The sequence below is a fragment of the Rhizobium ecuadorense genome (assembly GCF_001187535.1).
Taxonomy (GTDB): Bacteria; Pseudomonadota; Alphaproteobacteria; order Rhizobiales; family Rhizobiaceae; genus Rhizobium; species Rhizobium ecuadorense.
This window is the reverse complement of record NZ_LFIO01001065.1, coordinates 279,200-303,083: the sequence shown is the minus strand read 5'-3', so window position 1 is coordinate 303,083 and position 23,884 is coordinate 279,200. Positions and strand designations below refer to the sequence as shown.

Here is a 23,884-nt window from a genome sequence, read left to right as displayed (position 1 = left end):
ATGACACTGCCACGACCTTCGCATTCGCGCCTTGCAGCGCTCCGCGCCGCTCTCTACCGGGCAATGCCCGCCTTGCTCGCGGGCTTCGCCTTTCTGGCGGCATGGGAGGTCTATGTCGATCTTTCCGGCATCAAGCCTTCCATCCTGCCGGCGCCTTCGCGCATTCTCATCCAGGGCTGGCTGAACCGCGAAGCGCTGATATCAAACACCTGGCCGACGCTCGGCGCGACGCTTGGCGGTTTCGCGCTGTCGCTTGCCTTCGCCTTCGCCGCTTCGATCCTCATGGATTTCATGCCTTTCATGCGCCGGGCATTGCTGCCGATCTTCATCGCCAGCCAGACCCTGCCACTGGTGGCGATCGCGCCGCTTGTCGTCCTCTGGTTTGGCTTCGGCCTCTTGCCGAAGATCCTGCTGGTGGCGCTCGTCACCTTCTTCCCGCTGCTTGTCGCCCTGCTGCAGGGCTATGAATCGACCGACCGCGACATCGCCGAACTTTTGAACTCGATGAAAGCGAGCCGCTGGCGCATCTTCCGCCTGGCACGGCTTCCCTCCGCGCTGCCCTATTTCTTCGCCGGCCTGCGGATCTCGATCACCTATGCCGTCGTCGGCGCGATCTTTGCCGAATATGCCGGCGCCGCCCGCGGCCTCGGCATCTATATCCTCAACGCCAAGAATAATTTCCGTCCCGATCTGGTGCTCGCCGCCGTCGTTGTCAGCGCCGTGCTCACCCTCTGCCTCTTCGGCCTGACGCTCTTGATCCAGCGCCTTGTCATGCCCTGGCAACCATCCGGGGAGCGGCGCCGATGAGCGATACAATGGTTGAGCTGCGGAATATCGCCAAATCCTTCGACGGCATGAAGGTGCTGGGCGATATTTCGCTCAGCGTCGCAAGCGGCGAGTTCGTTTCGATCGTCGGCCCGTCCGGCTCCGGAAAATCGACAGTGCTCCGATTGCTGACGCAGGCGCTTCGGCCCGATTCCGGCACCGTGCTTTTCAACGGCGCGCCACTGGAAGAGGCGCCGCACTCCTTCGCCTTCATGCCGCAGCGCGATGCGCTGATGCCCTGGCGCCGGATCATCGACAATGCCGCCCTTGGCCTCGAGGTGCGGGGCATGAGCCGCCGGGCAGCGCGCGCCACTGTCGCGCCGCTATTCGAACGCTTCGGCCTTGCCGGTTTCGAACACCATTATCCCTCCGAATTATCCGGCGGCATGCGCCAGCGCGCCGCCCTGTTGCGCACCGTCGTCCAGACCCAGGACATGCTGCTGCTCGACGAGCCGTTCGGCGCGCTCGACGCGCTGACGCGCACGCAGATCCAGGAATGGCTGCAGGGCATGTGGACCGAACACCGCTGGACGGCGCTGCTGATCACCCATGACGTCCGCGAGGCCGTGTTCCTCTCCGACCGTATCTACGTGCTTTCGGCCCGCCCGGCGCGTATCATCCGCGAATTCCACGTTCCCCTGCCCCGTCCGAGAAGCATTGCCGATCTCGGCTCGCCGGCGGCCCAGGCGATCGAAACCGAAATCCTGCAAACCCTGCTTCATTCGCTAGAACAGGATGATTTTGGGCCGGCCGGTCTAAAATCTGAATCCTGTGCCAATATAAAGAGTTAGAGCATGATGCCGAAAACTGCTCACACTTTTCGGCATCATGCTCCAGAGACCTGAGGAGGTCACCATGCTGCTTCTCACCCGTCGCCAGACGATCTTCGCCGCCCTCGCGGCAAGCCTTGCCGGCCGCCCCGCCTTCGCCCAGTCAGCGCCCGCAAAGGCGCGCATCGCGCTCGACTGGACGCCCAACACCAACCATATCGGCATCTATGTCGCCAAGGCGAAGGGCTTCTATGCCGCCGCCGGCCTCGATGTCGAAATTCTTCCCTTTACCGACACCAGCGCCGGCACGCTGGTGTCGAACGGCGTCGCCGACTTCGGCATCAGCAGCGAGATCGAGGCCATCACGCAGCGCGCCGCCGGCGGCGACGTGAAAATGGTCTACGGCGTCGTCCAGACCGAAACAGCCCGGCTGATCTTCAAGGGCGGACGCGACGACATCAAGAGCCCCAAGGATCTCGACGGCAAGACCTATGGCGGCTTCGGCGGCACCTGGGAGAGCGCACTGGTCTCCGCGATGATCCGCAACGATGGCGGCAAAGGCGAGGTCAACACCGTCACGCTCGGCACCTCGGCCTACGAGGCGCTGGACAATGGCTCGATCGATTTCACGCTGGAGATCTATACCTGGGAAGGCGTTGCCGCCGAACTGGAAAACCGGAAGATCGCCCGCTTCCACTATTCCGACTATGGCATTCCCGACGAGCAGACGACGGTCATCGTCTCCAGCGACGCCTATCTCTCGGCCAATCGGGACAATGCCCGCGCTTTCATTCAGGCGACGCGAAAGGGTTATGCCTATTCCGTCGATCATTCCGACGAAGCCTGCGCGCTGCTGATATCCGAGAGCAACGGCGCGCTGATGAACACCGAATTGGTGAAAGCGTCGCAGAAGGCGCTGATCGAAGGACACTTCCTGAAATCCGAGGCCGGCGTGATCGGCACGCTCGACCCGGCAAAGGCCGACGCCATCGGCGGCTTCCTGCTCGAGAACGGCATTCTGGTCGATGCGAATGGCGCCGCACTCAAGGAGAAGCCGGACTTTTCCACCTATTATACCAACGATCTCTTGGCCTGAGCCAAGCCCTGGCCTTGCCCGCCGCCGCATTCCGCGGCAAAGTCACCGGGTAGGGCGAGGGACAGGATGCGACAACAGGAGAGACTGGCCGGAGCGGACTTTCTGCGCGCGACGGCTTGTCTGCTGGTGCTCGCCCACCACCTCGCGCTCCGGCTGGACATGCGCAGAATTCCCGACGAACTGGGAACGGCTGCGCAGATCCTCCGCTTCGGCAATTTCGGCGTTGCCATCTTCTTCGTGCTCAGCGGCTTTCTTCTCGCCCATCCCTTCTGGCGCGCGCTCGACGACGGCCGCGACATGCCGAGCCTGCGCCATTACACGATCCGCAGGGCGGCGCGCGTCGCGCCGGGCTTCTGGGTGGCCGCAACCGTCAGCTTCGCGCTCAGCCTGACGCTGCTGGCCCTGCCGCTGACGCCTGAGCTGACACTTCGCTACGTCTCCGGGCTGCTGTTCATGAGCCAATGGCATTGGCGCACATTGTTTCCCGTCGAAGCCGACGGCCCGCTTTGGTCGATTCCCTTCGAGGTCACCAGCTATGTGCTGCTGCCGATCTGCTTTTTCCTGCTGTTTCGTTTACCCCTGCTCCGGCAGCGCCCGCCGCTTGCCCGCTTTGCCTGGCTTTGCGTCATCGCCGGTGTCCTCCTCGCCCATGTGCTGATCCTCATCGTCTTTCCGCTCGACGACATCGGACGCGGCTGGCAATACGGCCTCCAGGGCGGGGCGAAAGAGTGGATGCCGCGATATAATCCGATCGGTTTTTTCGCCGTCTTCGCCCTCGGCGCGTTCGCCGCCGGCGTCGAGGTCATGCTTAGTAGACGGCAGTCCTTCTGGTTCGATGCCGCAGCGCTGCTGGCCCTCGCCGTTGCCGGCTACCGCCTCGTCATATCGCCCGGCGGCACCCCTGAAGCCTACGGCTGGCTCGAAATCCCCTATGGCTTCCCGGTCTTTCCGCTGGCGATCGCAACGGCGCTCGTTGCGCTCTGCCATTCGCAGCACCTGGGCAGGCTGCTCGACAATGCACCCGTCCGCTACATCGCCAAGATCTCCTTCGGCATCTATATCTGGCAGGAGATCATCCTGATATCGATCCAGCGGCTTGACCCCGGTTCGTTCGGCGTTTCCACGGACAATGTCATCACCGGCTGGCTGCAGTCCTGCGGACTGGCAGCAACGCTTGTCCTTCTCGTCGCCAGCTTCAGCTACCACCTGCTGGAGAGACCGGCGATCGACCTCGGCAACCGCCTGACATCCCCCCAACCCAATCGGGCTACTCCTTTCAAAGTATAAATTTCCCACCATTTCAACTAATGCGTTAAGGTTAACCGCGAGATACTCCCATTTTTGGCTTCTTTAGGGTTACATGATTCTTAATTATACCGATGACAAACGATACATGAGGATGTATCTGTCTCCCTGTAGTTCAGTATCGCAGCTAAACTTGTGGACCTTGCGTAATGAATGCTTTTACTTCGAAGACGAATTCACGCTTCGATCCGTCTCAGCGTCAGGACAAGACCAGGACCCTGGTTGTCGCGAACTCCAACATTCGCCAGCCGAACAGCTTTTCGCCTGTCGAAAGAAAGATGGCTGTGCGACTGGGCGTAAAGCGGCTGTTCGACATCGTCGCCTCCGTCAGCGCCCTCATCGTGCTGGCGCCATTTTTTCTGGCGATCGCTCTCTTCATCAAACTCGACGATGGCGGTCCGGTATTTTTCCGCCAGATCCGCTGGGGACTGAACGGCCGGAAGATCGTGGTTTTCAAGTTCCGCTCGATGCGCGCCGAAGATTGTGATCCGAGCGGCATTCGGCAGACCGTCAAGGGCGACAGCCGGATGACATCCATCGGGGCGGTGCTGCGAAGGACCAATATCGACGAGCTGCCGCAGCTTTTCAACGTCCTTATCGGCGAGATGTCGCTGGTCGGTCCGCGCTGCCATGCGATCAATATGCGCGCAGCCGGCAGGCTCTACGAGGAACTGGTGCCGGACTACCACCAGCGTCACGTCATGCGCCCCGGCATCACCGGCCTTGCCCAGACACGCGGCTGGCGCGGCCCGACGGCGCGGCCGCTGCAGGCCCGCGCCCGCATCGCCTGCGATATTTATTATGTCCGGAATTTCAGCCTGTTGCTCGACTTGAAGATCTTATTGAAGACGCTCGTCATCGAGCTGCGTGGCGGCACCGGCTTCTGAGACGATCCGACATGTCGGCAAAGCGGCCATAGGGGCCGCGTCTTCGTTTGAAGCCTCCGATGGAGGCGCCTGCCGCATCCCGAGAGATGAGCGACCACAAAAAAGGCGGCTGTTAAGCCGCCTTTCATCGTTGCAAAATCGATTGCGATCAATCCTGCTGGACGATGCCGCTCAGATGCGTCAGTTCCATGATGAAGTGCTCGAGCTTCGACTTGTGCTCGTGCAGCTCGGCATGTTCGAGTTCCTTGCGGGCGGCCTCGATGCGGCGGGTCAGCTCGTCCTTGTGGAGTTCCTCGACCGGTACGGCCGATTCGGCAAGCAATGTGCAGCCAGTCGGCAGGATATCGGCGAAACCGCCGAAAACGACATAGTCCTGCTTCTTGCCGGAGGCCGAACGCACGCTCACGAGACCCGGCTTGACCGTCGTCATCGTCGGCGCATGGTGCGCCATGACGGTCATTTCGCCTTCCGTCGCGGGAATGACGACCTCGGTCACCATTTCCGACAGCAGCAGACGCTCCGGCGAAACGAGCTCAAAGTTGAAATTGTCAGCCATCAGTGACTTACCTTCTCGGCTATGGCTTTCGCATCTTGCAATTGGGTCCCGCAGAACGGGCAGTGCATTATCGCTTGGTCGAGATAACCGAGGCCTTCCTCGCTCTGGACCAAACCGACCACCATCATCAGCACGCCGTTATCGGCGCGATAGATGGTCGGCGCGGCTGGTTCCGGAAGATCCGCCACGACCCCTTTGAGGGGATCGCAGCAGAATAGCTCGTCTAGCGCGTCGCTCATCAAGCAGCTGCGAGCTTCTTGGCCTTTTCGATCGCTTCTTCCATCGAGCCGACCATGTAGAAGGCCGCCTCCGGCAGGTGATCGTATTCGCCGTTGACGAGGCCCTTGAAGCCCTTGATCGTGTCTTCGAGCGCAACCAGCTTGCCAGGCGAGCCGGTGAAGACTTCGGCGACGAAGAACGGCTGCGACAGGAAACGCTCGATCTTGCGGGCGCGGGCAACGGCAATCTTGTCCTCTTCGGACAGTTCGTCCATGCCCAGGATGGCGATGATGTCCTGCAGGGCCTTGTAGCGCTGCAGCGTCGACTGGACCTTACGGGCGACTTCGTAATGCTCTTCGCCGACGACCATCGGGTCGAGCATGCGCGAGGTCGAGTCGAGCGGATCGACGGCCGGGTAGATGCCCTTTTCGGCGATCGAGCGCGACAGAACCGTCGTCGCGTCAAGATGCGCGAACGAGGTTGCCGGCGCCGGGTCGGTCAAGTCGTCGGCAGGAACGTAAATGGCCTGGACCGAGGTGATCGAGCCGGTCGTCGTCGTGGTGATGCGCTCCTGCATCTGGCCCATGTCGGTGGCAAGCGTCGGCTGATAGCCGACGGCCGACGGGATACGGCCGAGCAGAGCCGACACTTCGGAACCTGCCTGGGTGAAGCGGAAGATGTTGTCGACGAAGAACAGGACGTCCTGGCCCTGGTCGCGGAAATGTTCGGCGACCGTCAGGCCGGTCAGCGCGACGCGGGCGCGGGCACCCGGCGGTTCGTTCATCTGGCCGTAAACAAGTGCCGCCTTCGAGCCTTCGCCGCCGCCATGCTTGTTGACGTTCGATTCGATCATTTCATGGTAGAGGTCGTTGCCTTCGCGAGTGCGTTCACCGACGCCCGCGAAAACCGAGTAACCACCATGCGCCTTGGCGACGTTGTTGATCAGTTCCATGATCAGAACGGTCTTGCCGACGCCGGCGCCGCCGAACAGGCCGATCTTGCCGCCGCGTGCATAGGGCGCCAGAAGGTCGACGACCTTGATGCCGGTGACGAGGATCTGCGCTTCCGTCGACTGCTCGACATAGGAGGGCGCATCCTGGTGGATGGCGCGCTTATGGGTGGTGACCAGCGGGCCTGCTTCGTCGACCGGCTCGCCGATGACGTTCATGATACGGCCGAGCGTCTCGTTGCCGACCGGAACCATGATCGGAGCACCGGTATCGCTGACTTCCTGGCCGCGCACGAGACCTTCGCTGGAGTCCATCGCGATCGTACGAACTTCGTTCTCGCCAAGGTGCTGCGCAACTTCGAGAACCAGACGGACGCCGTTGTTGGTGGTTTCCAGCGCGTTCAGGATCTTCGGCAGTTCGCCTTCGAAAGCAACGTCGACGACGGCGCCGATAACCTGTGTGACCCTGCCGACAGAGCCGATCTTGGGGGTAGCTGCCTCAGCCATTTTCTGACCCTCTTTTCCTAGCCTCAGAGCGCTTCCGCGCCCGAAATGATTTCAATGAGTTCCTTGGTGATCTGCGCCTGGCGCTGGCGGTTGTAGCTCAGCGTCAGTTTGTTGATCATCTCACCGGCATTACGCGTCGCATTGTCCATGGCGCTCATCTTCGCGCCCATTTCGCCGGCGACATTCTCAAGGAGCGCGCGGAAGATCTGGACGGAGATGTTGCGCGGGATCAAGTCTTCGAGGATCGACGCCGGATCCGGCTCATATTCGTAGACTGCGCCAGCATGTGCCGCATCTTCGGCCTGCACTGCGCCTGTCGAAGCCGGGATGAGCTGTTGCGCCGTCGGGATCTGACTGATCACCGACTTGAACTCGGAATAGAACAGCGTGCAAACGTCGAATTCGCCAGCCCCGTACATCTCGATGATGCGCTTGCCGATCTGGTCCGCATTCTCGAAGCCGATCTTCTTGACGTCGCGCAATTCCTTACGCTCGATGATCAACGAAGCATATTCGCGGCGAAGGATATCGTAGCCCTTCTTGCCGACGGTGAAGATCTTCACCGTCTTGCCCTCGGCAAGCAGCCTGCGCACATGGTCGCGCGCAAAGCGGGCGATCTGTGAATTGAAGCCGCCGCAAAGACCGCGTTCGGCCGTGCAGACCACCAGCAGATGAACCTGGTCCTTGCCGGTGCCGGTCATCAATGTCGGCGCGCCGTCGGCATCGGTGACAGCCTTGGCGATGTTCGCCAGAACCGCACCCATGCGCTGCGAATAAGGCCGGGCGGCCTCGGCCGCCTCCTGCGCACGCCGAAGCTTCGCCGCGGCGACCATTTTCATCGCCTTGGTGATCTTCTGCGTCGCCTTGACGGAGGCGATCCGGTTTTTCAGATCCTTAAGTGAAGGCATCCGTGATCCGTCCTAACTTAGGGCCTGATTACGCGAAAGACTTTGCGAAGGTATCGAGAGCAGCGGTGAGCTTGCCCTTGGTATCGTCGCTGATTGCCTTTTCCGTGCGGATCGCGTCGAGGATGGCGGAGCCTTCCGAACGCAGATACGAGAGGAAGCCCTGCTCGAACTTGCCGACCGAAGCGACCGGCAGCTTGTCGAGATAGCCGTTGACGCCGGCAAAAATCACCGCGACCTGTTCTTCCGTCTTCAGCGGCGAGAACTGCGGCTGCTTCAGGAGTTCGGTCAGGCGTGCACCGCGGTTCAGCAGGCGCTGCGTCGCAGCGTCGAGGTCCGAACCGAACTGGGCGAAGGCGGCCATTTCGCGATACTGGGCGAGTTCGCCCTTGATCGAGCCGGCAACCTGCTTCATCGCCTTGATCTGCGCCGACGAGCCGACGCGGGAGACCGACAGACCGACGTTCACGGCCGGGCGGATACCCTGGTAGAACAGGTCGGTTTCAAGGAAGATCTGGCCATCGGTGATCGAGATCACGTTGGTCGGAATGAAAGCCGACACGTCGTTGCCCTGGGTTTCGATGACCGGCAGAGCGGTCAGCGAACCGGCGCCCTGGTCGTCGTTCATCTTCGCAGCGCGCTCGAGCAGACGCGAATGCAGGTAGAAAACGTCGCCCGGATAGGCTTCGCGGCCCGGCGGGCGGCGCAGCAGCAGCGACATCTGGCGGTAGGAAACGGCCTGCTTCGACAGGTCGTCGTAACCGATCAGCGCATGCATGCCGTTGTCGCGGAAATATTCGCCCATGGCGCAGCCGGCAAACGGAGCCAGATACTGCATCGGCGCCGGATCGGAAGCGGTTGCCGCGACGATGATCGAATACTTCAGTGCGCCGCGCTCTTCGAGCACCTTGACGAACTGGGCAACGGTCGAGCGCTTCTGGCCGATGGCGACGTAGACGCAGTAAAGCTTCTCGCCCTCAGGACCGTTCTCGTGAATGGCCTTCTGGTTGAGGAAGGCGTCGAGAAGAATGGCGGTCTTGCCGGTCTGGCGGTCGCCGATAACCAGCTCGCGCTGGCCGCGGCCGACCGGGATCAGCGCATCGATGGCCTTGAGGCCGGTCGACATCGGCTCATGAACCGACTTGCGCGGAATGATGCCGGGAGCTTTGACGTCGACACGCGAGCGGCGCGTCGCGTTGATCGGGCCCTTGCCATCGATCGGGTTGCCGAGCGCGTCGACGACGCGGCCAAGCAGTTCCGGACCGACAGGAACGTCGACGATGGCGCCGGTCCGCTTGACGGTGTCGCCTTCCTTGATGTCGCGGTCGGAGCCGAAGATGACGACGCCGACATTGTCGGATTCGAGATTCAAAGCCATGCCGCGGATGCCGCCCGGGAACTCGACCATTTCGCCGGCCTGGACATTGTCCAGACCATAGACGCGGGCGATACCGTCACCGACGGAGAGAACCTGGCCGACTTCCGAGACTTCTGCCTCTTTGCCGAAATTTTTGATCTGGTCTTTGAGAATTGCGGAAATTTCCGCGGCGCGGATATCCATCAGCCAACCTCTTTCAATGCGAGCTTAAGAGTGGAGAGTTTGGTACGAAGAGACGTATCAATCTGGCGGGACCCGACCTTGACGATCAGACCACCAAGAATTGACGGATCAACCGTGACGGCAATCGTCACGTCTTTGCCGGTAACGCTCTTGAGTGCCACCTTCAATTCGGTTTCCTGCGCTTGCGAAAGCGCATGCGCCGAGGTGACCTCGGCGGAGATTTCACCGCGATGGTTCGCGGCGATGATGCGGAAGGCCTTGATCATGCCCGGCAGGGCAAACAGGCGGCGGTTGCGCGCCACGACCTTCAGGAAATTGGCGAAGAAGCCGCTGATTCCGGCCTTCTCGCTGATGGCGACGATCGCCTTCAGCTGGTCCTCGGCAGAGAAAACCGGGCTTGCGACGAAGCGCTTCAGATCGGCGCTCTCATCCAGCATCGCCTGGAAACGGTCAAGATCGGCGGTTACGCTGTCGACGGCACCCTGCTCGAGCGCCAGATCGAAAAGCGACGAGGCATAGCGCTCGGCAACACCAGATGTAAGCTGGGACGTGTCTGCCACTGGCACAAATTTCCCTGATTTCAATCCAAAATCCGGCTCTCGGCGGGCGCCGAACCTATGATCTTGAATTCGTTTTGATTTCCCCCAGAAATCACAAGAGAAGCCTCTTGCTTCTTCCGAAATTCGGGGTCCGTCTAACATAGGATGTTCGGACTCGCAACACGCGTAATGCCCGAATACGCCTTTCAAATGCATTTCTGTCCGCAAAATTGCGCAATGGCCTGAAAGCGAGCCGCGCAAGCCGCCGCCGGCGGCGAAATTATGTCTGGAAGAAGCCGAAAACATACAGCAGCGGCAATGCCGCGATAATCGCCTGCACAACCAGAAGTAAATAGTTGAGGTACGTACTCCCCTTATCTGACAGAATGGAGACGATGCGGGCAAACGCCGCCATGGCAAACGCTGCGCCGAAGACGGTATAAATTAACGTCTGAGCCAGCATGACAGCACCGAGGCCAAGACCGAGATAGAAACCGCCCATCGATCGGACCTCGCTGAAACCTTCACGCCGCTCGCCGCGCGGCGCCAGGCCGAAGACCCTCATCGCAAGACCGGGCGCAAACATGATGACGAAGCCGGCAAAGGCTGTGAAGGCGGCTGCGCCGAAGGCAAGCTGCTCACCAAATTCCGTCGGAAATTCAAACTCCATGCCTCGACCCCAAATCCATCCGCTGATTCTGCGTTTATGCCATGATCGGCCGCATCCGGAAACGCAGCGCGCGGAACGATCTACAGAAAGCTCTGGGGATCGATATCGAGCTGCACCTGCACCGATCCGCGCTCCTTCGGCGATTGCGACAGCATTGCCCGCAAAAAGCCCTGCATGTCGGAGTTGCGCCGGCCGTGCACCAGAAGCCGGAAGCGGTGGCGGCCGCGCACCAGCGCGAGCGGCGCCTCGGCCGGGCCGAGCACCGAGATGCCCGAGACCTGCGGTGCGGCGTTGCGCATACCGCGCGCATGGTTTTCGGCATCATGACGGGTTTCGGCCGAAACGATGATCGAGGCGAGCCTGCCGAAGGGCGGCAATATGGCGCGTTCGCGTTCGGTGATCTCGCGCTCGTAAAAGGCATCGGAATCGCCTGATACAATCGCCTGCATCACGGGATGCTGCGGCTGATAGGTCTGCAGCAGCCCATGGCTCTTGAGACCGGTGCGCCCGGCCCGGCCCGTCACCTGCGACAGAAGCTGGAAGGTGCGCTCGGCGGCGCGTGGGTCGCCATTGGCAAGGCCGAGATCGGCGTCGACGATACCGACCAGCGTCATCAGAGGAAAATTATGCCCCTTGGCGACGAGCTGGGTGCCGATGACGATATCGGCCTCGCCCTTGGCGATCGCCTCCAGTTCCAGCCGCAGCCGCTTCACCCCGCCCATGATATCCGAGGAGAGAACGATCGTCCGCGCCTCCGGAAAATGCCGCTCCACCTCCTCGGCGATGCGCTCGACGCCCGGCCCGCAGGCAACGAGATGGTCGAGCGTGCCGCATTCCGGGCACGCCTCCGGCGTGCGCTCGGCATGGCCGCATTGGTGGCATTGCAGCTGCTTGCGGAAACGATGCTCGACCAGCCAGCTCGAACATTGCGGGCATTGGAAGCGATGGCCGCAGACCCGGCAGAGCGTCAGCGGCGCATATCCGCGCCGATTGAGAAAGAGCAGCGCCTGTTCGCGCTTCTCCACCGTCTTGCCGATCGCCCGGATCAGCACCGGCGACAGGAAGCCGCCGCGCTCCGGCGCGTGCCGGCGCATGTCGACGAGATGCAGGTCCGGCAGCGCCGCGTCGCCGAAACGCGTCGGCAGGTGGACGGTGCTATAGCGCCCGCTCTGCCCGTTGACCTGACTTTCGACCGACGGCGTCGCCGACACCAGAATGACGGGGAAATCGCCGATACGGCCGCGCACCACCGCCATGTCGCGAGCATTGTAGAAGACGCGATCCTCCTGCTTGTAGGCCGGATCATGCTCCTCGTCGACGATGATAAGGCCGAGATCCTCGAAAGGCAGGAACAGCGCCGAGCGGGCGCCGGCCACGACGCGGACCTCGCCGGTTACCGCCTGGCGCCAGACCTTTTCGCGCATGCGCGGCGCGAGATCGGAATGCCATTCGGCCGGCTTTGCCCCGAAACGATCCTGGAAACGCTCCATGAAACTTGCCGTCAGCGCGATCTCCGGCAGCAGAATCAGCACCTGCTTGCCGCGTTTCAGCGTCTCGGCAATCGCCTCGAAATAGACCTCGGTCTTGCCCGATCCGGTCACCCCGTCGATCAGCGACACCGAAAATTCGCCTTTGCGAACATCGCAAACGATCTCTGCGGCCGCCTCTTTCTGCGGCCCTTCGAGACGCGCGGCGGCAAATTCGGGATCCGGCATCGCCACGACCGGCGGCGGCGGCAGGAATATCGTCTCGAAGATCCCAAGCGTGATCAGCCCGTCGACGACGCTGGTCGAGACCCCCGCCGCATGCGCCAGGCCGCTGCGCGTCCAGGACAAACCGTCGGAGGCCGTGTCCAGCACCCGGGCGCGCGCCGGCGTCATCCGCTCCGGTTCGCCGCCGACGAATTTCAGCCCCTCCACCATCGGTTCCGGCTCGAAGGCGTTCGGCGCCCTCAGCGCCATGCGAGCGACGAGGCCGGGCGGCGAGAGCGTATAGGTCGCGACCCAATCGATGAAATCGCGCATTTCCCGAGATAGCGGCGGGCAGTCGAAGACATGGCTGATCGGCCGAAGCTTCTTCGGATCGACGCCATCCTCGCCGCCGTCCCAGACGACGCCGATCACCTGCCGCGGCCCGAGCGGCACCTGCACGACCGAGCCCGGCTCGACCGCCATGCCCTCAGGCACCGAATAGGAATAGGGTTTTGGCGCCGGCATCGGCACCAGCACGGGAACCGTTCGGTTCGCGGGCGGTGCCTCGAAAAGCGCGCCAAAGAGATCGGACGAATCTGTGCTCATCGGGCGAGACCATGCCCGCAAATCGATGCAATTGGAACCGCAAAGACGGGGCCGCGCATCGGGCCGGGAATCTAAACCACGAGCCGTTTCGGCGAGATTGCCCGTGCCCATACGAAGGAGTTGCGGGGCGGGCGAGTGGCCGCATAGATTGCCGGAAAGATTGTTCGACATGCCGGAGCCCGCTCTTCGGCCGCTGAATGGGAGAACACCTGATGGCCAGACTGACCGAGAATGCCAAGGGCGTTTACGTGATCGCCGTAACCCCGTTCACCGATGACGGCGCGCTCGATCTCGGCAGCATCGACAGCATGGTCGATTTCTACGAGGGCGCCGGCGTCACCGGCCTGACGGTGCTTGGCCAGCTCGGCGAGGCCCCGAAGCTGACCGCCGAGGAATCGCGGATCGTCGTCGAGCGTGTGCTGAAGCGCCTCGACGGGCGCCTGCCCGTGGTCGTCGGTGTGTCGGCGCCGGGGCTTGCGCCGATGCGCGAACTGGCCGAAGCCGTCATCGGCGAGGGTGCTGCCGGCGTCATGGTCGCGCCGCCCTGGACCGTCAAGACCGACGACCAGGCTTTCGCCTTCTACCAGTCGGTCGGCGAAGCCCTCGGCGATACGCCCTTCGTGCTGCAGGATTATCCGCTCACCACCAATGTGACGATCGCGCCCAAGGTCATCGAGCGTATCGTCAGCGAGGTGCCGAATTGCGTCATGCTCAAACACGAGGACTGGCCGGGTCTTGCCAAGATCACCGCACTCCGCGCCGCCAGCGACAAGGGCGCCATGCGGCGCATCTCCATTCTTTGCGGCAATGGCGGACTGTTCCTGCCCGAAGAGATGGGCCGCGGCGCCGATGGCGCAATGACCGGCTTTTGTTATCCGGAGATGATGGTCGGCGTCGTCGCGGCCTATACGGCCGGAAATCCGGATCGCGCCCAAGACATCTTCGATGCCTATCTGCCGCTCGCCCGCTACGAACAGCAGCAGGGCATCGGCCTCGCCTGCCGCAAATACGTTCTTGCCAAGCGCGGCGTGATAAAATCCGCCACCCTGCGCAAGCCGGGCGCCAATCTCTCGGCGCTCGATATTGCCGATGTCGAGCGATTGCTGGCGCGTCAGGCCATCCGCCTCAAAGAGATCGGGGCGTGAAGCTTAAAGCGTGAAGGACGCGCCCGAAACATCCCGACCGGCGGGAATGCGGGCAATTTCGAGACGATGTATATCGCCGTCCGGCCCGTAGCGCCGAAACCCGAGAGCACCCCAGAATTTGACCGCGCCGGGATTGCCCGGATGAACGGTGACGACACCGCTGAAAGCCCGCGCATGATTGAGCAGCGCCAGGGCCAGCAGTCGGCCGATGCCGTGCCGACGCATCTCGGAACTGACGTAGAAACGCCGCATCCGCAACGCTCCGGATAGGGCGGGTTCGAGGGTCATACCCCCGACGCCGGCAAGCGCCTCCCCGACGTAGGCGCCAAGCAGAATTTCGCCGTCACGTTCGAATCTGATGTCGCCGGCCCACCATTCGTCGACAAGGCGGGTGATATGGAGATGGCCCTCCTGCCGGGCCTCGCTTTCGAGGTCCGCGATCTCCCGTGGCAATCGATCGCGGATCACGCGGATATCGACCGTCATGGCGAACCCTATTTAGACCGCGGCAACGGGAAGCTCGCGAGGCGGTGCTGCAGCCGGCAGGCTGACCGGCACGAAACTCGCGTCGCCATCCGCCGCCATATCGTGCACCGTATGTTTCTCCAGTGCCTTGGTCACCTCGTTGAGGTCGCCGTCCAGATGTTCGGCCGGAATGAGATTACCGATCACGAAATCGAAGCGGTCGCCGCGTTTGTTCAAGAGTTCGTGAAAGACCGTCATGTCGCGAAGTTCCGTCGACCATTTCGCCAACCAGTAGAACAGGCCGGAATTGCGTGCCGTCATATGGACGGGCAGGATCGGCAGATTGTATTTGCGCGCCAGCCCGACCGCCGAGGTCTTCCATGGGCGTTCGTTCAGCCGGCCGTTCGCCCAATAGGCGATGCGGCCCGACGGGAAAAGCACCGTCGCCTTGCCCTCCCTGACCGCGTGGTTGGTCAATTGCAGCGTTTCGCGCGCCTTGAGCTTGCTCTTGTGCTCCTCCCGCCATTCGACGGGAATGACCATCTCGGCAAACCGCGGATTGACCCGGATCGCATCGCGGTTGGCGAAGAACATCATATCCGGCCGGCGCGTCTTCAGCAGATCGAACACGGCGACACCGTCGGCAATGCCTGTAGGGTGGTTGCTGACGAGGATGAAGCCGCCGGCATTCGGAATCCGTTCGCCATTGATGATGCCGATATCGAGTTTCAGCACCTCGCTCAGATATTCGAACGACTGGAAACCCGGCATCTTGGCCACCGCATTGGCGAATTCGATCGCCTTGTTGTAGCGCAGCAGCGTGTAGAGGAACGGCCGCATGACGGGCCAGAGCGGATTTTTCACGATCCTCTGGCCACGTTCGGCAATCAGCGCATCGACGATATGACCCGGCTTTCCCTGTGAAACGAGAGCGATCGCTTCCGCGAGCTGTCCGAAAGCCGTCATGGAGTCGCGCCGTGCCATGAAAGATCCTGTCTGTGGGCTATAAGCTATCGCAGTGGAATATGATCTAAGGATGACAAAGGCTTGGCCGGCATTAGCAATTCCATAACCGTTCCTGTTTCAAATTGGCGGACTTGAAGGCAAATTCAAGGCCAGCGATGTGAACGAACTGCTTGTTATCGCCGATCCGCACCTGATGGCGGAACGGGCCGCGTGGCTCGAAAATCTCGCCCGCGAGCGCCGTCTTTCCGAGCATACGCTCGATGCCTATGAGCGCGACACCCGCCAGTTCCTGACCTTCCTGACCGGCCATCTCGCCGGCCCGGCGACGCTTGGCGATATCAGGGAGCTGCGCCCTGCCGATTTCCGCGCCTTCCTGGCCGCCCGGCGCAAGCAGGGCTCCGGCGCCCGCTCGCTCGGCCGCAATCTCGCCGGCCTGCGTTCGCTGCTGCGCCACCTGGAAAAAAAGGGTCTGGTCAATGCCGCGGGTGCTGCTGCGATCCGCTCGCCGAAACAGCCGAAATCGCTGCCCAAGCCGCTGTCGGACACGCAGGCGATCACCGTCGTCAGCAACGAAGCCCAGCTCCACGACGAACCCTGGATCGCCGCGCGCGATGCGGCCGTCATGACGCTGCTCTACGGCTGCGGCCTGCGCATCTCCGAAGCGCTGGATCTCATTCCCTCCGACCTGCAGCAGGGCGCCACAACGCTGCGCATCACCGGCAAGGGCAACAAGATGCGGCTGGTGCCGCTTTTGTCCGTGGTGTTCGACGCGGTCGAGAAATACCGCATGCTCTGCCCCTATCATCTCGAGCCCGGCGAGCCGCTGTTTCGCGGCGCCCGCGGCGGCAAATTGCAGCCGGCGATCATCCAGCGCGCCATGCAGAAACTGCGCAGCGCCTTCGGCCTGCCGGAGTCGGCGACACCCCATGCGCTGCGCCATTCCTTCGCCACCCACCTGCTTGCCGGCGGCGGCGACCTGCGCACCATTCAGGAACTGCTCGGCCATGCCAGCCTGTCCACAACGCAGGTCTATACCGGCGTCGATGCGTCGCGGCTGCTCGAGGTGTATGATCGGGCACACCCGCGCGCTTAAAACCTTTTCTGGTCAGATTGAACATTCTGCTGGAGCAAGAAAGACCCTAAGCTTTCGTTAACGCATTCTCTTAAAGGAATATGCGCAAGCCGGGCGTAGAGCATGAAGCCACAAGGCATGTGACCGGAACACCATCATGACGACATCAATCGGCCGCCGGACTTTTCTCGCAGCACCCGGCAATCTGCTGCTCTGGCTGATTGCGGCCTTTCATATGCTGCTTCTTGCCGCCCTGTTTTTGGCCTTCCTGGCTGCAAGGCCGGCGGCGGCCGAAGACGCGGCGGCCTGCACCGGCCGCAACCTGATGGTCGAGCTGCAACAGAACGATCCCGCCCGCTACGCCGAGGCGGTAAAGGAAGCCGACGCAACGCCGAACGGCAAGGGCATCTTCTGGAAGATCGAAAAAGCAGGAGTTCAGCCTTCATGGCTGCTTGGCAGCATGCATGTCACCGATCCGCGCGTGCTGGCCCTGCCGCCGCGCGCCCAAGCCGCCCACGACGCGGCCAATACGATCATCATCGAATCCGACGAGATTCTCGATGAACGCAAGGCGACCGCCGCCCTGCTCGCAAGGCCGGAACTGACGATGTTCACCGACGGCACGACGATCGACAAGCTGCTCTCCCCCGAGGACTACAAACGCCTCGAAGCCGGTCTGAAGCAGCGCGGTATCCCGCTCGGCGCCGTCTCCCGCATGCGGCCCTGGATGATTTCGAGCGCCGTCGCCCTGCCGGCCTGCGAGATCGCCCGCAAGGCCAAAGGCGTGCAGTTCCTCGATCAGAAGATCGCGACCGACGCCGTTGCTCAGGGCAAGCAGGTCAAGGGGCTGGAAACGCTTGCCGAGCAGATCCAGGCGATGGCCGACCTGCCGATCGAATTCCACCTGAAGTCGCTGATCGAGACGCTGGAGCTCGGCGACAAGATGAGCGACGTCGTCGAGACGATGACCGCCCTCTATCTCTCCGGCGATATCGGCATGACCATGCCGATGCTGAAGACCGTGACGCCGGAGAAGGAAGGCGAAGATAGCGACTACGCCGCCTTCGAACAGCGCGTCATCCTCGACCGCAACAAGGTGATGGCCGAGCGCGCCGCCCCCATTCTCGACGGCGGCAATGTCTTCATGGCGGTCGGCGCCCTGCACCTGCCCGGCAAGGCCGGCGTCATCGAACTGCTGCGCCAGCAGGGCTTTACCGTGACTGCGGTGAACTAGGCCCGAGCCCGGTAGTTAGTCTCGTCGAGATTGACAACCTCAGTTTGCATACGTCATTTGGCGGTATTTACAACCTTTTCTCCTAAGAAGAGTTTTCGATGCTCAGCCACAATATGGTTTTCACCTCGAGAGCAGCCTCGACAGGTCTTTCCACGTTCGGGAACGGCGCACTGCTCATCATGGCGGCGGTGCTGACGATATTTTCCTTTTCGCATGCCTTGGCGGATGACGAGTTGGCCTGCCCGGGCCAGAATCTTTTCACCCGGCTGGAGAAGGAAGATCCCGTTCGTTTCAGAAAAGCAGTTGAGAGAGCCGAGACGATACCGAACGGCAATGCGATCTTCTGGAAAATCGAAAAATCAGGTCTTGAGCCTTCCTGGTTGCTCGGCACGATGCATGTGAGCGATCCCCGTGTTTTGGATCTGCCGGAAGGATTTTACGATGCCTATGAGACTATCGACACTCTAACCGTCGAGTTGGCGGAGGTCGCAAAGCCGGAAAAACTTGCGATGGAAATCTTGAAGCATCCCGAACTGACGACGCTTCAAGATGACAAAACGCTCGATCATATCCTGCCGCCCGATGCAACCAGCGACGTCGCTGCCGGTTTGAAGAAAAAGGGAATCAGTATGAACCTGATGGCGAAGATGCGGCCATGGTTCATCTATATGGGACTGCAGACACGCGGTTGCGACGCCAGGCGCAGCGCAAAGGGCTTTAAAGTACTGGACCAGTCTCTTGCTCTCGGCGCGCTCAATGATGGCATCCGTCTGGTCGGCCTGGAAACGCCGGTCGAACAACTTGAAGCCATGTCGGATGTCCCGGACAATCTCATGCTTCAAAACCTGCGGGAATTTCTGGCACTTCCCAATGGTATGGATGACATATCCGAGACGATGATCGACTTATACGATCACGGCGACGTCGGAATGATCTTCTCATTGATGGAGTTCGTTTCGACAGATCAGGCTGCTGCAAAAGCATTCGAGAACCGTGTGATAACGGATCGAAACAAGGTCATGGCGGAAAGGGCGAAGCCCTATCTCGACAAAGGGCGAACCATGGTTGCCGTCGGAGCGGCGCATCTGCCCGGCGGCGACGGTTTGGTTGAACTGCTGCGCCGGCAGGGCTTCACCGTCACTGCCGTGAACTGAGCGAGCAAGCGCTCAGCCGAGCGTCATGCGCCGCAGCGCATTGGTTTTCCAATAGAACTGATGGACGAGCGCGCCCGCGAGATGCGCCGCGATCAGCGCCCAGAGAATGATCTTCAGGATATCCGCATGGAACGATCCGGCGGGATTGATGCCGAAATAGTAGGCGGCGATGCCGGTCAGCGGCATGGCGAAGATCAGGATATAGAGACCGGCATGGGCAAGCTTCGCCGCAAGACGGAAGATCGCCGGCTCCTCCGCGGCCTCGGCCGGCGCGCCGTTGATGAAACGCAGCCCGAGCCTGACAACCGCAAGCAGCAGGATGGCGATGCCGACATAGGCATGGATGTTCGCCGACGCAACCTGCTCCGGCGTCGGCACCCCGCCCCTGCGCATCAGCCGGTGCCAGACATTCATGCCGTCGGGAAACAGCAGATTGAAGAAGATCAGCAGCGCCACCGTCCAATGAAGAAAGCGCTGGCTGAGGCTGTATCCTTTGGCGGGCGGCCGCTGCATTTCCTACCCTTCTTCAAATGCTGAATTCCGCGATGCGCAACAAATAAAACAGCCGCCTGCCTCACGGCAAGCGGCTGAATGCTTTGTTACGAATATGTAAGTTACATATGGATCGGCTTGAAGAAGGTCGCGAGCGCTGCCTCCTTGACCGCTTCCGACATCGTCGGATGCGCGTGGCAGGTGCGGCCGAGATCTTCCGACGAGCCGCCGAATTCCATCAGCACAGCGATCTCGTGGATCATCTCGCCGGCGCCGAAGCCGACGATATGGCCGCCGAGCACCCGGTCGGTTTCCTTGTCGGCGAGAATTTTGACGAAGCCATCGGTCGCCAGCATCGCGCGGGCGCGACCGTTCGCCGTGAACGGGAACTTGCCGACCTTATAGGCGATACCGGCCGCCTTCAGCTCTTCCTCGGTCTTGCCGACCGAAGCGATCTCCGGCTGGGTATAGACGACGCTCGGAATGACCTCATAGTTGACGTGGCCATGCTGGCCGGCGAGGATTTCGGCAAGCGCCACGCCCTCGTCTTCCGCCTTGTGCGCCAACATCGGCCCCTTGACCACATCACCGATCGCATAGATGCCGGCGACATTGGTCTTGAAGTGACCGTCGATCTCGACGCGGCCGCGATTGTCGAGCACAACACCCGCTTCTTCGAGGCCGAGCCCCGCCGTATAGGGCTTGCGGCCGGTGGCGATCAGCACGACTTCGGCATCGAGCACCACCTTGTCACCGCCCTTGACCGGCTCGAAGGTGACCTTGGCGCCCCTGTCGCCCTTTTCGACGCCGGTGACCTTGGCGCCGAGATGGAAATCGATGCCCTGCTTGGCGAGCATGCGCTGAAACTGCTTGGAGACTTCGCCGTCCATGCCGCCGAGGATGGTGTCGAGATATTCGACGACGGTGACCTTGGCGCCGAGCCGCGACCAGACAGAGCCGAGCTCGAGCCCGATGACACCGCCGCCGACGACGATCAGCGTTTCCGGCACCTTTTCCAGCGCGATGCCGCCGGTGGAGGAGATGATGGTCTTCTCATCGATCTCGACCTGCACGCCGGGAATGCCGGCGACGTCGGAGCCGGTGGCGATGACGATGTTCCTGCCTTCGATCTCCTGCACGGCGCCGTCCGCGGCGGTGACAGCGACCTTGCCGGCCGAGACGATCTTGCCGCTGCCCTGGAAGGCATCGATCTTGTTCTTCTTGAACAGGAAGGCGACGCCGTCGACATTCGACTTCACCGTCGCGTCCTTGTGGGCCATCATATTGCCGAGGTTGAGCGTCGGCGCCGGAATGTCGATCCCGAGCGCGCCCATGCCGTGGCCGGCCTGATGGAACATTTCGGAGGCATGCAGCAGCGCCTTCGACGGAATGCAGCCGACGTTCAGGCAGGTGCCGCCATAGGTCGCGCGCTTTTCGACGACGGCGACCTTGAGGCCGAGCTGGGCTGCTTTGACGGCGCAGACATAGCCGCCCGGGCCGGTGCCGATAATGATCACATCGTAGGACATTGCTTCTTTCCCTTTGGATTTTTCGTTTAGTCGGCCGCGCGCGACAGCGCGAGGCGGAAGCCGAAGCCGACGAGTGCTGCTCCGGTAATGCGGTTGAACCATTTGCCGCTGGCAATGAAGCGGTCACGGATCGCCTTGACCGTGAAGAAATAGGAGACGCCGGCAAACCATGCGACCAGCGCCGTCGCCATGCCGATGCCGTAGGAGAACTGGATCAGCGCTGGCGTGTCGTGATGGACGAGCGTCGAAAACAAGGACAGGAAAAACAGCACCGGCTTCGGGTTCAGTGCATTGGTGATGAAGCCCATGCCGAGGCATGTCAGCATCGAGACCGGCTTGCGGTCCTCGGCCGTCACCTCGATCTCCTGCACGCTGAAGCCTGGTTCGCGGAACGACTTGATGCCGAGATAGACGAGATAGGCGACACCCGCCCATTTGATCATCGCAAACAGCATCAGCGATTTGGAGACGATCAGGCCGAGGCCGAGGATCGTGTAGCTGATATGAAAGAGCAGCGAGAAACCCATGCCGAGCCCGGTCATGATGGCGGCGCGCCGCCCATGCACGATGCTCTGGCGCAGAATGACGGCGAAATCAGCGCCCGGAACGACGATGAAGATCGAGAAAACCGCCATCAGGCCGAGGAATTCGAAAATATACTGCATGCTGTTTTCGCCCTGTCTCTTAGCGGCCGCCGCTCACATTGAGGATCGCGCCGGTGATATAGGAAGCCGAGGGTGACAGAAGATAGAGGACCGCATCCGCCACCTCCTCGGCCGTGCCGGCCCGCTGCAGCGGGATCGACGGCGCCATTTCGCGCGCCCGCTCCGGCAGCCCGCCGGATGCATGGAGATCGGTTTCGATGACGCCGGGCCTGATGGCATTCACGCGAATGCCCTCTGCGGCGACCTCGCGCGAAAGCCCGACCGTGAACGTATCGATCGCCGCCTTCGAGGCGGCATAATCGACATACTGCGTCGGCGAGCCCAGGATCGCCGCCATCGACGAGATGTTGACGATCGCTCCGCCCTGGCCGCCATGCCGGCTCGACATGCGGCGTATAGCCTCTGCGGCGCAGAGGATGGAGCCGGTGACATTGACGCGCAGCATGCGCTCGATCCGCTCTGCCGACATCTCATCGACCCGCTGCGGATAGTCGACGATGCCGGCATTGTTGACGAGGCCGTCGAGCCGGCCGAAATGGCGGTCGACCGCCGCAAACATCGCGGCGATATCGGCGGCCTTGCCGACATCGCCCTTAATCGCCACGGCCTCGCCGCCAGCTTCGGCAATCGCCGCAACGACGGCTTCCGCGGCTTGGCGGTTGGCGGCGTAATTCACCGCGACGCGCCAGCCCCGGCGCGCGGCGAGGCGGCAGACGGCAGCGCCGATGCCCCGGCTTCCGCCGGTCACGAGAACAACAGGGCTATCGCTCATGTCGCACACTCCTTGAAAACAAGCACGTCCCATGGCGCCACGGACGCCTTGCCTTCGCCCCAGGCGCTGGATTCGCGGATGGCAGGACCAAGACCAGGGAGCACGAGCCTTTCGGCCGCCGCAGAACCCTCCGGCTGCAGGTTGTCCAACTCGCCCCTGGCATCCATGCCGTAGACGGCGCCCTGCCAGACCGTGCAGGCATTAAGATCGGCGCCGGTCGCATCACCCTCCGGGCAATTGAACATCAGAATGCCGATGGCGCGCACCGGATCCTCCGACGGCATGACATAGCCTTCCATCACCACTGATGTCTTGAGGGCGCTGACCTTGAACTGGTTGCTGGCGGCGGCCGATGCAGAATTCAATGGCGTAAAACGCAATTCATAGGCGCCGTCGCGATCGATATAGACGGCCCGCTCCTGCTTGCATGCTGCGCCGAGCGAGGACGCCGGAACGGCGAAAAACGCGGCGGCTGCGATCGCAGCCACGCCTTTCCCAGCCGTGATCCCGATCCTTCCGCTCATTGCAGCTTCGGCTCCTTCCGCCCGTCGGCATTCTCGACGACACTGAAATCCGTCAGCAGCACCAGCGCCCGTCCGTCCTTATCCAGCCCCCAAAAGACGGGATAGAAACCGTCGCCCCAGCCGCTCCAGAATACCGCGATATTGCCCTTCTTGCCGGCGACCGGCCGGTGCAGCGCGTAAGCGCCCTTGTTGGCATCGAGATCCGCGGCCAGCACATCGTCGTAATAATTGATATCGGCGTCAGGCTTTTGCGCCTGCATCTGCGCTTCCCGCTCTCCCATCAGACCGAGCGTATCGGCATCCATGTAACAGCCGAGGCCGGCATCGACGGGATAGCCGAAGATCTCGCCGTCCGTCAGCGTCGCTACGTCCTGCCCGGGCAGGACCGCAAGCTCCCAGTGATCCGGCTCGCCCTCGGCAAACCGCATGCCGGCGGCGGCGATGCGGCCGAAGGCCTTGTAAAGCGTTACCGGATAGTCGCCCGGCGCAACCGTTCTTGCCAGCGCCGGACGATCGGGCTGCGCGAGCGGATCGGCCGCGACGATGCGCCCCGAGGTCAGCTCGACATTGCCCATATGGATCACGCCGATCGACCGGCCGGTGAGTTCGGCATCGCTGAGCGTCACCAGCTCGAAATTGCTGCTTGCCTTGCCGATATCGAAGCCGGCGGCCGCTGCGGAGACCGGGACATGCGCGGCGGCAGCGCAGAGAAGAAGGCGCGCCGCTCGCATGATCCGGTTCCGCATCGAAAGCGCTCCCCTTAAAGCAATTCCAGCAAAA

General features: G+C 62.0%; 25 protein-coding genes. 9 read left to right on the top strand and 16 right to left on the bottom strand.

The window, feature by feature from the left end:
• The 5 genes from AF337_RS20295 (at position 1) to AF337_RS20275 (ending at position 4,883) form a co-directional block, all read left to right on the top strand.
• A complete protein-coding gene (locus tag AF337_RS20295; protein ID WP_049733481.1) occupies positions 1-807 on the top strand; it encodes an ABC transporter permease in 807 nt (268 codons plus the stop codon).
• Complete coding sequence (locus tag AF337_RS20290) at positions 804-1,616, top strand: ABC transporter ATP-binding protein (protein WP_049733480.1); 813 nt, start codon at positions 804-806, stop codon at positions 1,614-1,616. Before AF337_RS20295 ends, AF337_RS20290 begins: the two co-directional genes overlap by 4 nt.
• Before the next feature lie 64 nt (positions 1,617-1,680).
• On the top strand, positions 1,681-2,691 hold the full coding sequence (locus AF337_RS20285; protein ID WP_049733479.1) for an ABC transporter substrate-binding protein: 1,011 nt from the start codon (positions 1,681-1,683) through the stop codon (positions 2,689-2,691).
• Between the two features lie 66 nt (positions 2,692-2,757).
• Entirely contained in the window at positions 2,758-3,978 is a 1,221-nt protein-coding gene (locus AF337_RS20280; protein WP_049733478.1) for an acyltransferase family protein, read from the top strand.
• 167 nt (positions 3,979-4,145) lie between these two features.
• Positions 4,146-4,883 (top strand): sugar transferase, encoded by a 738-nt coding sequence (locus AF337_RS20275; RefSeq protein WP_049733477.1) that lies wholly within the window; start codon positions 4,146-4,148, stop codon positions 4,881-4,883.
• A 148-nt stretch (positions 4,884-5,031) separates the two neighbouring features.
• Here the strand turns inward: AF337_RS20275 and AF337_RS20270 are convergent, their stop codons facing one another.
• The 8 genes from AF337_RS20270 to AF337_RS20235 all read right to left on the bottom strand — a co-directional run bounded on the left by AF337_RS20270 (position 5,032) and on the right by AF337_RS20235 (position 13,086).
• Complete coding sequence (locus AF337_RS20270; protein ID WP_049733476.1) at positions 5,032-5,439, bottom strand: F0F1 ATP synthase subunit epsilon; 408 nt, start codon at positions 5,437-5,439, stop codon at positions 5,032-5,034.
• The gene (locus AF337_RS20265; RefSeq protein ID WP_049733475.1) at positions 5,439-5,678 is read right to left on the bottom strand and encodes a hypothetical protein; all 240 of its coding nucleotides are present in this window, start codon (positions 5,676-5,678) and stop codon (positions 5,439-5,441) included. The genes AF337_RS20270 and AF337_RS20265 overlap by 1 nt, the downstream gene beginning before the upstream one ends.
• On the bottom strand, positions 5,678-7,114 hold the full coding sequence (gene atpD, locus AF337_RS20260) for a F0F1 ATP synthase subunit beta (protein ID WP_049733474.1): 1,437 nt from the start codon (positions 7,112-7,114) through the stop codon (positions 5,678-5,680). The genes AF337_RS20265 and atpD overlap by 1 nt, the downstream gene beginning before the upstream one ends.
• A 23-nt stretch (positions 7,115-7,137) precedes the next feature.
• On the bottom strand, positions 7,138-8,022 hold the full coding sequence (locus AF337_RS20255; protein WP_049733473.1) for a F0F1 ATP synthase subunit gamma: 885 nt from the start codon (positions 8,020-8,022) through the stop codon (positions 7,138-7,140).
• A gap of 28 nt (positions 8,023-8,050) precedes the next feature.
• The gene (gene atpA / locus AF337_RS20250) at positions 8,051-9,580 is read right to left on the bottom strand and encodes a F0F1 ATP synthase subunit alpha (RefSeq protein WP_049733472.1); all 1,530 of its coding nucleotides are present in this window, start codon (positions 9,578-9,580) and stop codon (positions 8,051-8,053) included.
• A complete protein-coding gene (locus AF337_RS20245; protein ID WP_003589849.1) occupies positions 9,580-10,146 on the bottom strand; it encodes a F0F1 ATP synthase subunit delta in 567 nt (188 codons plus the stop codon). Before AF337_RS20245 ends, atpA begins: the two co-directional genes overlap by 1 nt.
• 253 nt (positions 10,147-10,399) lie before the next feature.
• Positions 10,400-10,789: an AGROH133_08824 family phage infection protein gene (locus tag AF337_RS20240; protein ID WP_049733471.1), complete on the bottom strand. Its 390-nt coding sequence runs from the start codon at positions 10,787-10,789 to the stop codon at positions 10,400-10,402.
• An 80-nt stretch (positions 10,790-10,869) separates the two neighbouring features.
• Complete coding sequence (locus AF337_RS20235) at positions 10,870-13,086, bottom strand: primosomal protein N' (protein WP_049733470.1); 2,217 nt, start codon at positions 13,084-13,086, stop codon at positions 10,870-10,872.
• Between the two features lie 212 nt (positions 13,087-13,298).
• On the opposite strand from AF337_RS20235, the gene AF337_RS20230 reads away from it, so the two are divergent.
• Positions 13,299-14,231: a dihydrodipicolinate synthase family protein gene (locus AF337_RS20230; protein ID WP_049733469.1), complete on the top strand. Its 933-nt coding sequence runs from the start codon at positions 13,299-13,301 to the stop codon at positions 14,229-14,231.
• 3 nt (positions 14,232-14,234) lie between these two features.
• Here AF337_RS20230 and AF337_RS20225 read toward each other — a convergent pair whose 3' ends face one another.
• Both AF337_RS20225 and AF337_RS20220 read right to left on the bottom strand, forming a co-directional pair.
• Positions 14,235-14,717 (bottom strand): GNAT family N-acetyltransferase, encoded by a 483-nt coding sequence (locus AF337_RS20225; protein WP_049733468.1) that lies wholly within the window; start codon positions 14,715-14,717, stop codon positions 14,235-14,237.
• Between the two features lie 12 nt (positions 14,718-14,729).
• A complete protein-coding gene (locus tag AF337_RS20220) occupies positions 14,730-15,680 on the bottom strand; it encodes a GNAT family N-acetyltransferase (protein WP_049733467.1) in 951 nt (316 codons plus the stop codon).
• 139 nt (positions 15,681-15,819) lie between these two features.
• Here AF337_RS20220 and AF337_RS20215 point away from each other — a divergent pair, with 139 nt between their 5' ends.
• The 3 genes from AF337_RS20215 (at position 15,820) to AF337_RS20205 (ending at position 19,122) form a co-directional block, all read left to right on the top strand.
• Positions 15,820-16,755: a tyrosine recombinase XerC gene (locus AF337_RS20215; protein WP_049733466.1), complete on the top strand. Its 936-nt coding sequence runs from the start codon at positions 15,820-15,822 to the stop codon at positions 16,753-16,755.
• A 136-nt stretch (positions 16,756-16,891) separates the two neighbouring features.
• On the top strand, positions 16,892-17,968 hold the full coding sequence (locus tag AF337_RS20210) for a TraB/GumN family protein (RefSeq protein WP_049733465.1): 1,077 nt from the start codon (positions 16,892-16,894) through the stop codon (positions 17,966-17,968).
• A 98-nt stretch (positions 17,969-18,066) separates the two neighbouring features.
• Positions 18,067-19,122 (top strand): TraB/GumN family protein, encoded by a 1,056-nt coding sequence (locus AF337_RS20205; RefSeq protein WP_049733464.1) that lies wholly within the window; start codon positions 18,067-18,069, stop codon positions 19,120-19,122.
• 12 nt (positions 19,123-19,134) lie between these two features.
• Here the strand turns inward: AF337_RS20205 and AF337_RS20200 are convergent, their stop codons facing one another.
• The 6 genes from AF337_RS20200 to AF337_RS20175 form a co-directional block, all read right to left on the bottom strand.
• Complete coding sequence (locus AF337_RS20200) at positions 19,135-19,635, bottom strand: cytochrome b (protein ID WP_049733463.1); 501 nt, start codon at positions 19,633-19,635, stop codon at positions 19,135-19,137.
• A gap of 101 nt (positions 19,636-19,736) precedes the next feature.
• Entirely contained in the window at positions 19,737-21,143 is a 1,407-nt protein-coding gene (gene lpdA, locus AF337_RS20195) for a dihydrolipoyl dehydrogenase (RefSeq protein ID WP_049733462.1), read from the bottom strand.
• A 26-nt stretch (positions 21,144-21,169) separates the two neighbouring features.
• Positions 21,170-21,808, bottom strand: coding sequence for a LysE family translocator (locus AF337_RS20190; RefSeq protein WP_049733461.1), 639 nt, complete (start codon positions 21,806-21,808; stop codon positions 21,170-21,172).
• A gap of 19 nt (positions 21,809-21,827) precedes the next feature.
• Positions 21,828-22,580: a glucose 1-dehydrogenase gene (locus tag AF337_RS20185; RefSeq protein WP_049733460.1), complete on the bottom strand. Its 753-nt coding sequence runs from the start codon at positions 22,578-22,580 to the stop codon at positions 21,828-21,830.
• Entirely contained in the window at positions 22,577-23,104 is a 528-nt protein-coding gene (locus AF337_RS20180) for a hypothetical protein (RefSeq protein ID WP_049733459.1), read from the bottom strand. Before AF337_RS20180 ends, AF337_RS20185 begins: the two co-directional genes overlap by 4 nt.
• Complete coding sequence (locus AF337_RS20175; protein ID WP_049733458.1) at positions 23,101-23,850, bottom strand: DUF4241 domain-containing protein; 750 nt, start codon at positions 23,848-23,850, stop codon at positions 23,101-23,103. Before AF337_RS20175 ends, AF337_RS20180 begins: the two co-directional genes overlap by 4 nt.
• Positions 23,851-23,884 lie beyond the last annotated feature (34 nt).

Excerpts from the sequence above, each read along its gene's own strand:
- AF337_RS20295 (WP_049733481.1), top strand. The coding sequence starts at position 1 with ATGACACTGCCACGACCTTCGCATTCGCGCCTTGCAGCGCTCCGCGCC.
- AF337_RS20290 (WP_049733480.1), top strand. The coding sequence starts at position 804 with ATGAGCGATACAATGGTTGAGCTGCGGAATATCGCCAAATCCTTCGAC.
- AF337_RS20285 (WP_049733479.1), top strand. The coding sequence starts at position 1,681 with ATGCTGCTTCTCACCCGTCGCCAGACGATCTTCGCCGCCCTCGCGGCA.
- AF337_RS20280 (WP_049733478.1), top strand. The coding sequence starts at position 2,758 with ATGCGACAACAGGAGAGACTGGCCGGAGCGGACTTTCTGCGCGCGACG.
- AF337_RS20275 (WP_049733477.1), top strand. The coding sequence starts at position 4,146 with ATGAATGCTTTTACTTCGAAGACGAATTCACGCTTCGATCCGTCTCAG.
- AF337_RS20270 (WP_049733476.1), bottom strand. The coding sequence starts at position 5,439 with ATGGCTGACAATTTCAACTTTGAGCTCGTTTCGCCGGAGCGTCTGCTG.
- AF337_RS20265 (WP_049733475.1), bottom strand. The coding sequence starts at position 5,678 with ATGAGCGACGCGCTAGACGAGCTATTCTGCTGCGATCCCCTCAAAGGG.
- atpD (WP_049733474.1), bottom strand. The coding sequence starts at position 7,114 with ATGGCTGAGGCAGCTACCCCCAAGATCGGCTCTGTCGGCAGGGTCACA.
- AF337_RS20255 (WP_049733473.1), bottom strand. The coding sequence starts at position 8,022 with ATGCCTTCACTTAAGGATCTGAAAAACCGGATCGCCTCCGTCAAGGCG.
- atpA (WP_049733472.1), bottom strand. The coding sequence starts at position 9,580 with ATGGATATCCGCGCCGCGGAAATTTCCGCAATTCTCAAAGACCAGATC.
- AF337_RS20240 (WP_049733471.1), bottom strand. The coding sequence starts at position 10,789 with ATGGAGTTTGAATTTCCGACGGAATTTGGTGAGCAGCTTGCCTTCGGC.
- AF337_RS20235 (WP_049733470.1), bottom strand. The coding sequence starts at position 13,086 with ATGAGCACAGATTCGTCCGATCTCTTTGGCGCGCTTTTCGAGGCACCG.
- AF337_RS20230 (WP_049733469.1), top strand. The coding sequence starts at position 13,299 with ATGGCCAGACTGACCGAGAATGCCAAGGGCGTTTACGTGATCGCCGTA.
- AF337_RS20225 (WP_049733468.1), bottom strand. The coding sequence starts at position 14,717 with ATGACGGTCGATATCCGCGTGATCCGCGATCGATTGCCACGGGAGATC.
- AF337_RS20220 (WP_049733467.1), bottom strand. The coding sequence starts at position 15,680 with ATGGCACGGCGCGACTCCATGACGGCTTTCGGACAGCTCGCGGAAGCG.
- AF337_RS20210 (WP_049733465.1), top strand. The coding sequence starts at position 16,892 with ATGACGACATCAATCGGCCGCCGGACTTTTCTCGCAGCACCCGGCAAT.
- AF337_RS20205 (WP_049733464.1), top strand. The coding sequence starts at position 18,067 with ATGCTCAGCCACAATATGGTTTTCACCTCGAGAGCAGCCTCGACAGGT.
- AF337_RS20200 (WP_049733463.1), bottom strand. The coding sequence starts at position 19,635 with ATGCAGCGGCCGCCCGCCAAAGGATACAGCCTCAGCCAGCGCTTTCTT.
- lpdA (WP_049733462.1), bottom strand. The coding sequence starts at position 21,143 with ATGTCCTACGATGTGATCATTATCGGCACCGGCCCGGGCGGCTATGTC.
- AF337_RS20190 (WP_049733461.1), bottom strand. The coding sequence starts at position 21,808 with ATGCAGTATATTTTCGAATTCCTCGGCCTGATGGCGGTTTTCTCGATC.
- AF337_RS20185 (WP_049733460.1), bottom strand. The coding sequence starts at position 22,580 with ATGAGCGATAGCCCTGTTGTTCTCGTGACCGGCGGAAGCCGGGGCATC.
- AF337_RS20180 (WP_049733459.1), bottom strand. The coding sequence starts at position 23,104 with ATGAGCGGAAGGATCGGGATCACGGCTGGGAAAGGCGTGGCTGCGATC.
- AF337_RS20175 (WP_049733458.1), bottom strand. The coding sequence starts at position 23,850 with ATGCGGAACCGGATCATGCGAGCGGCGCGCCTTCTTCTCTGCGCTGCC.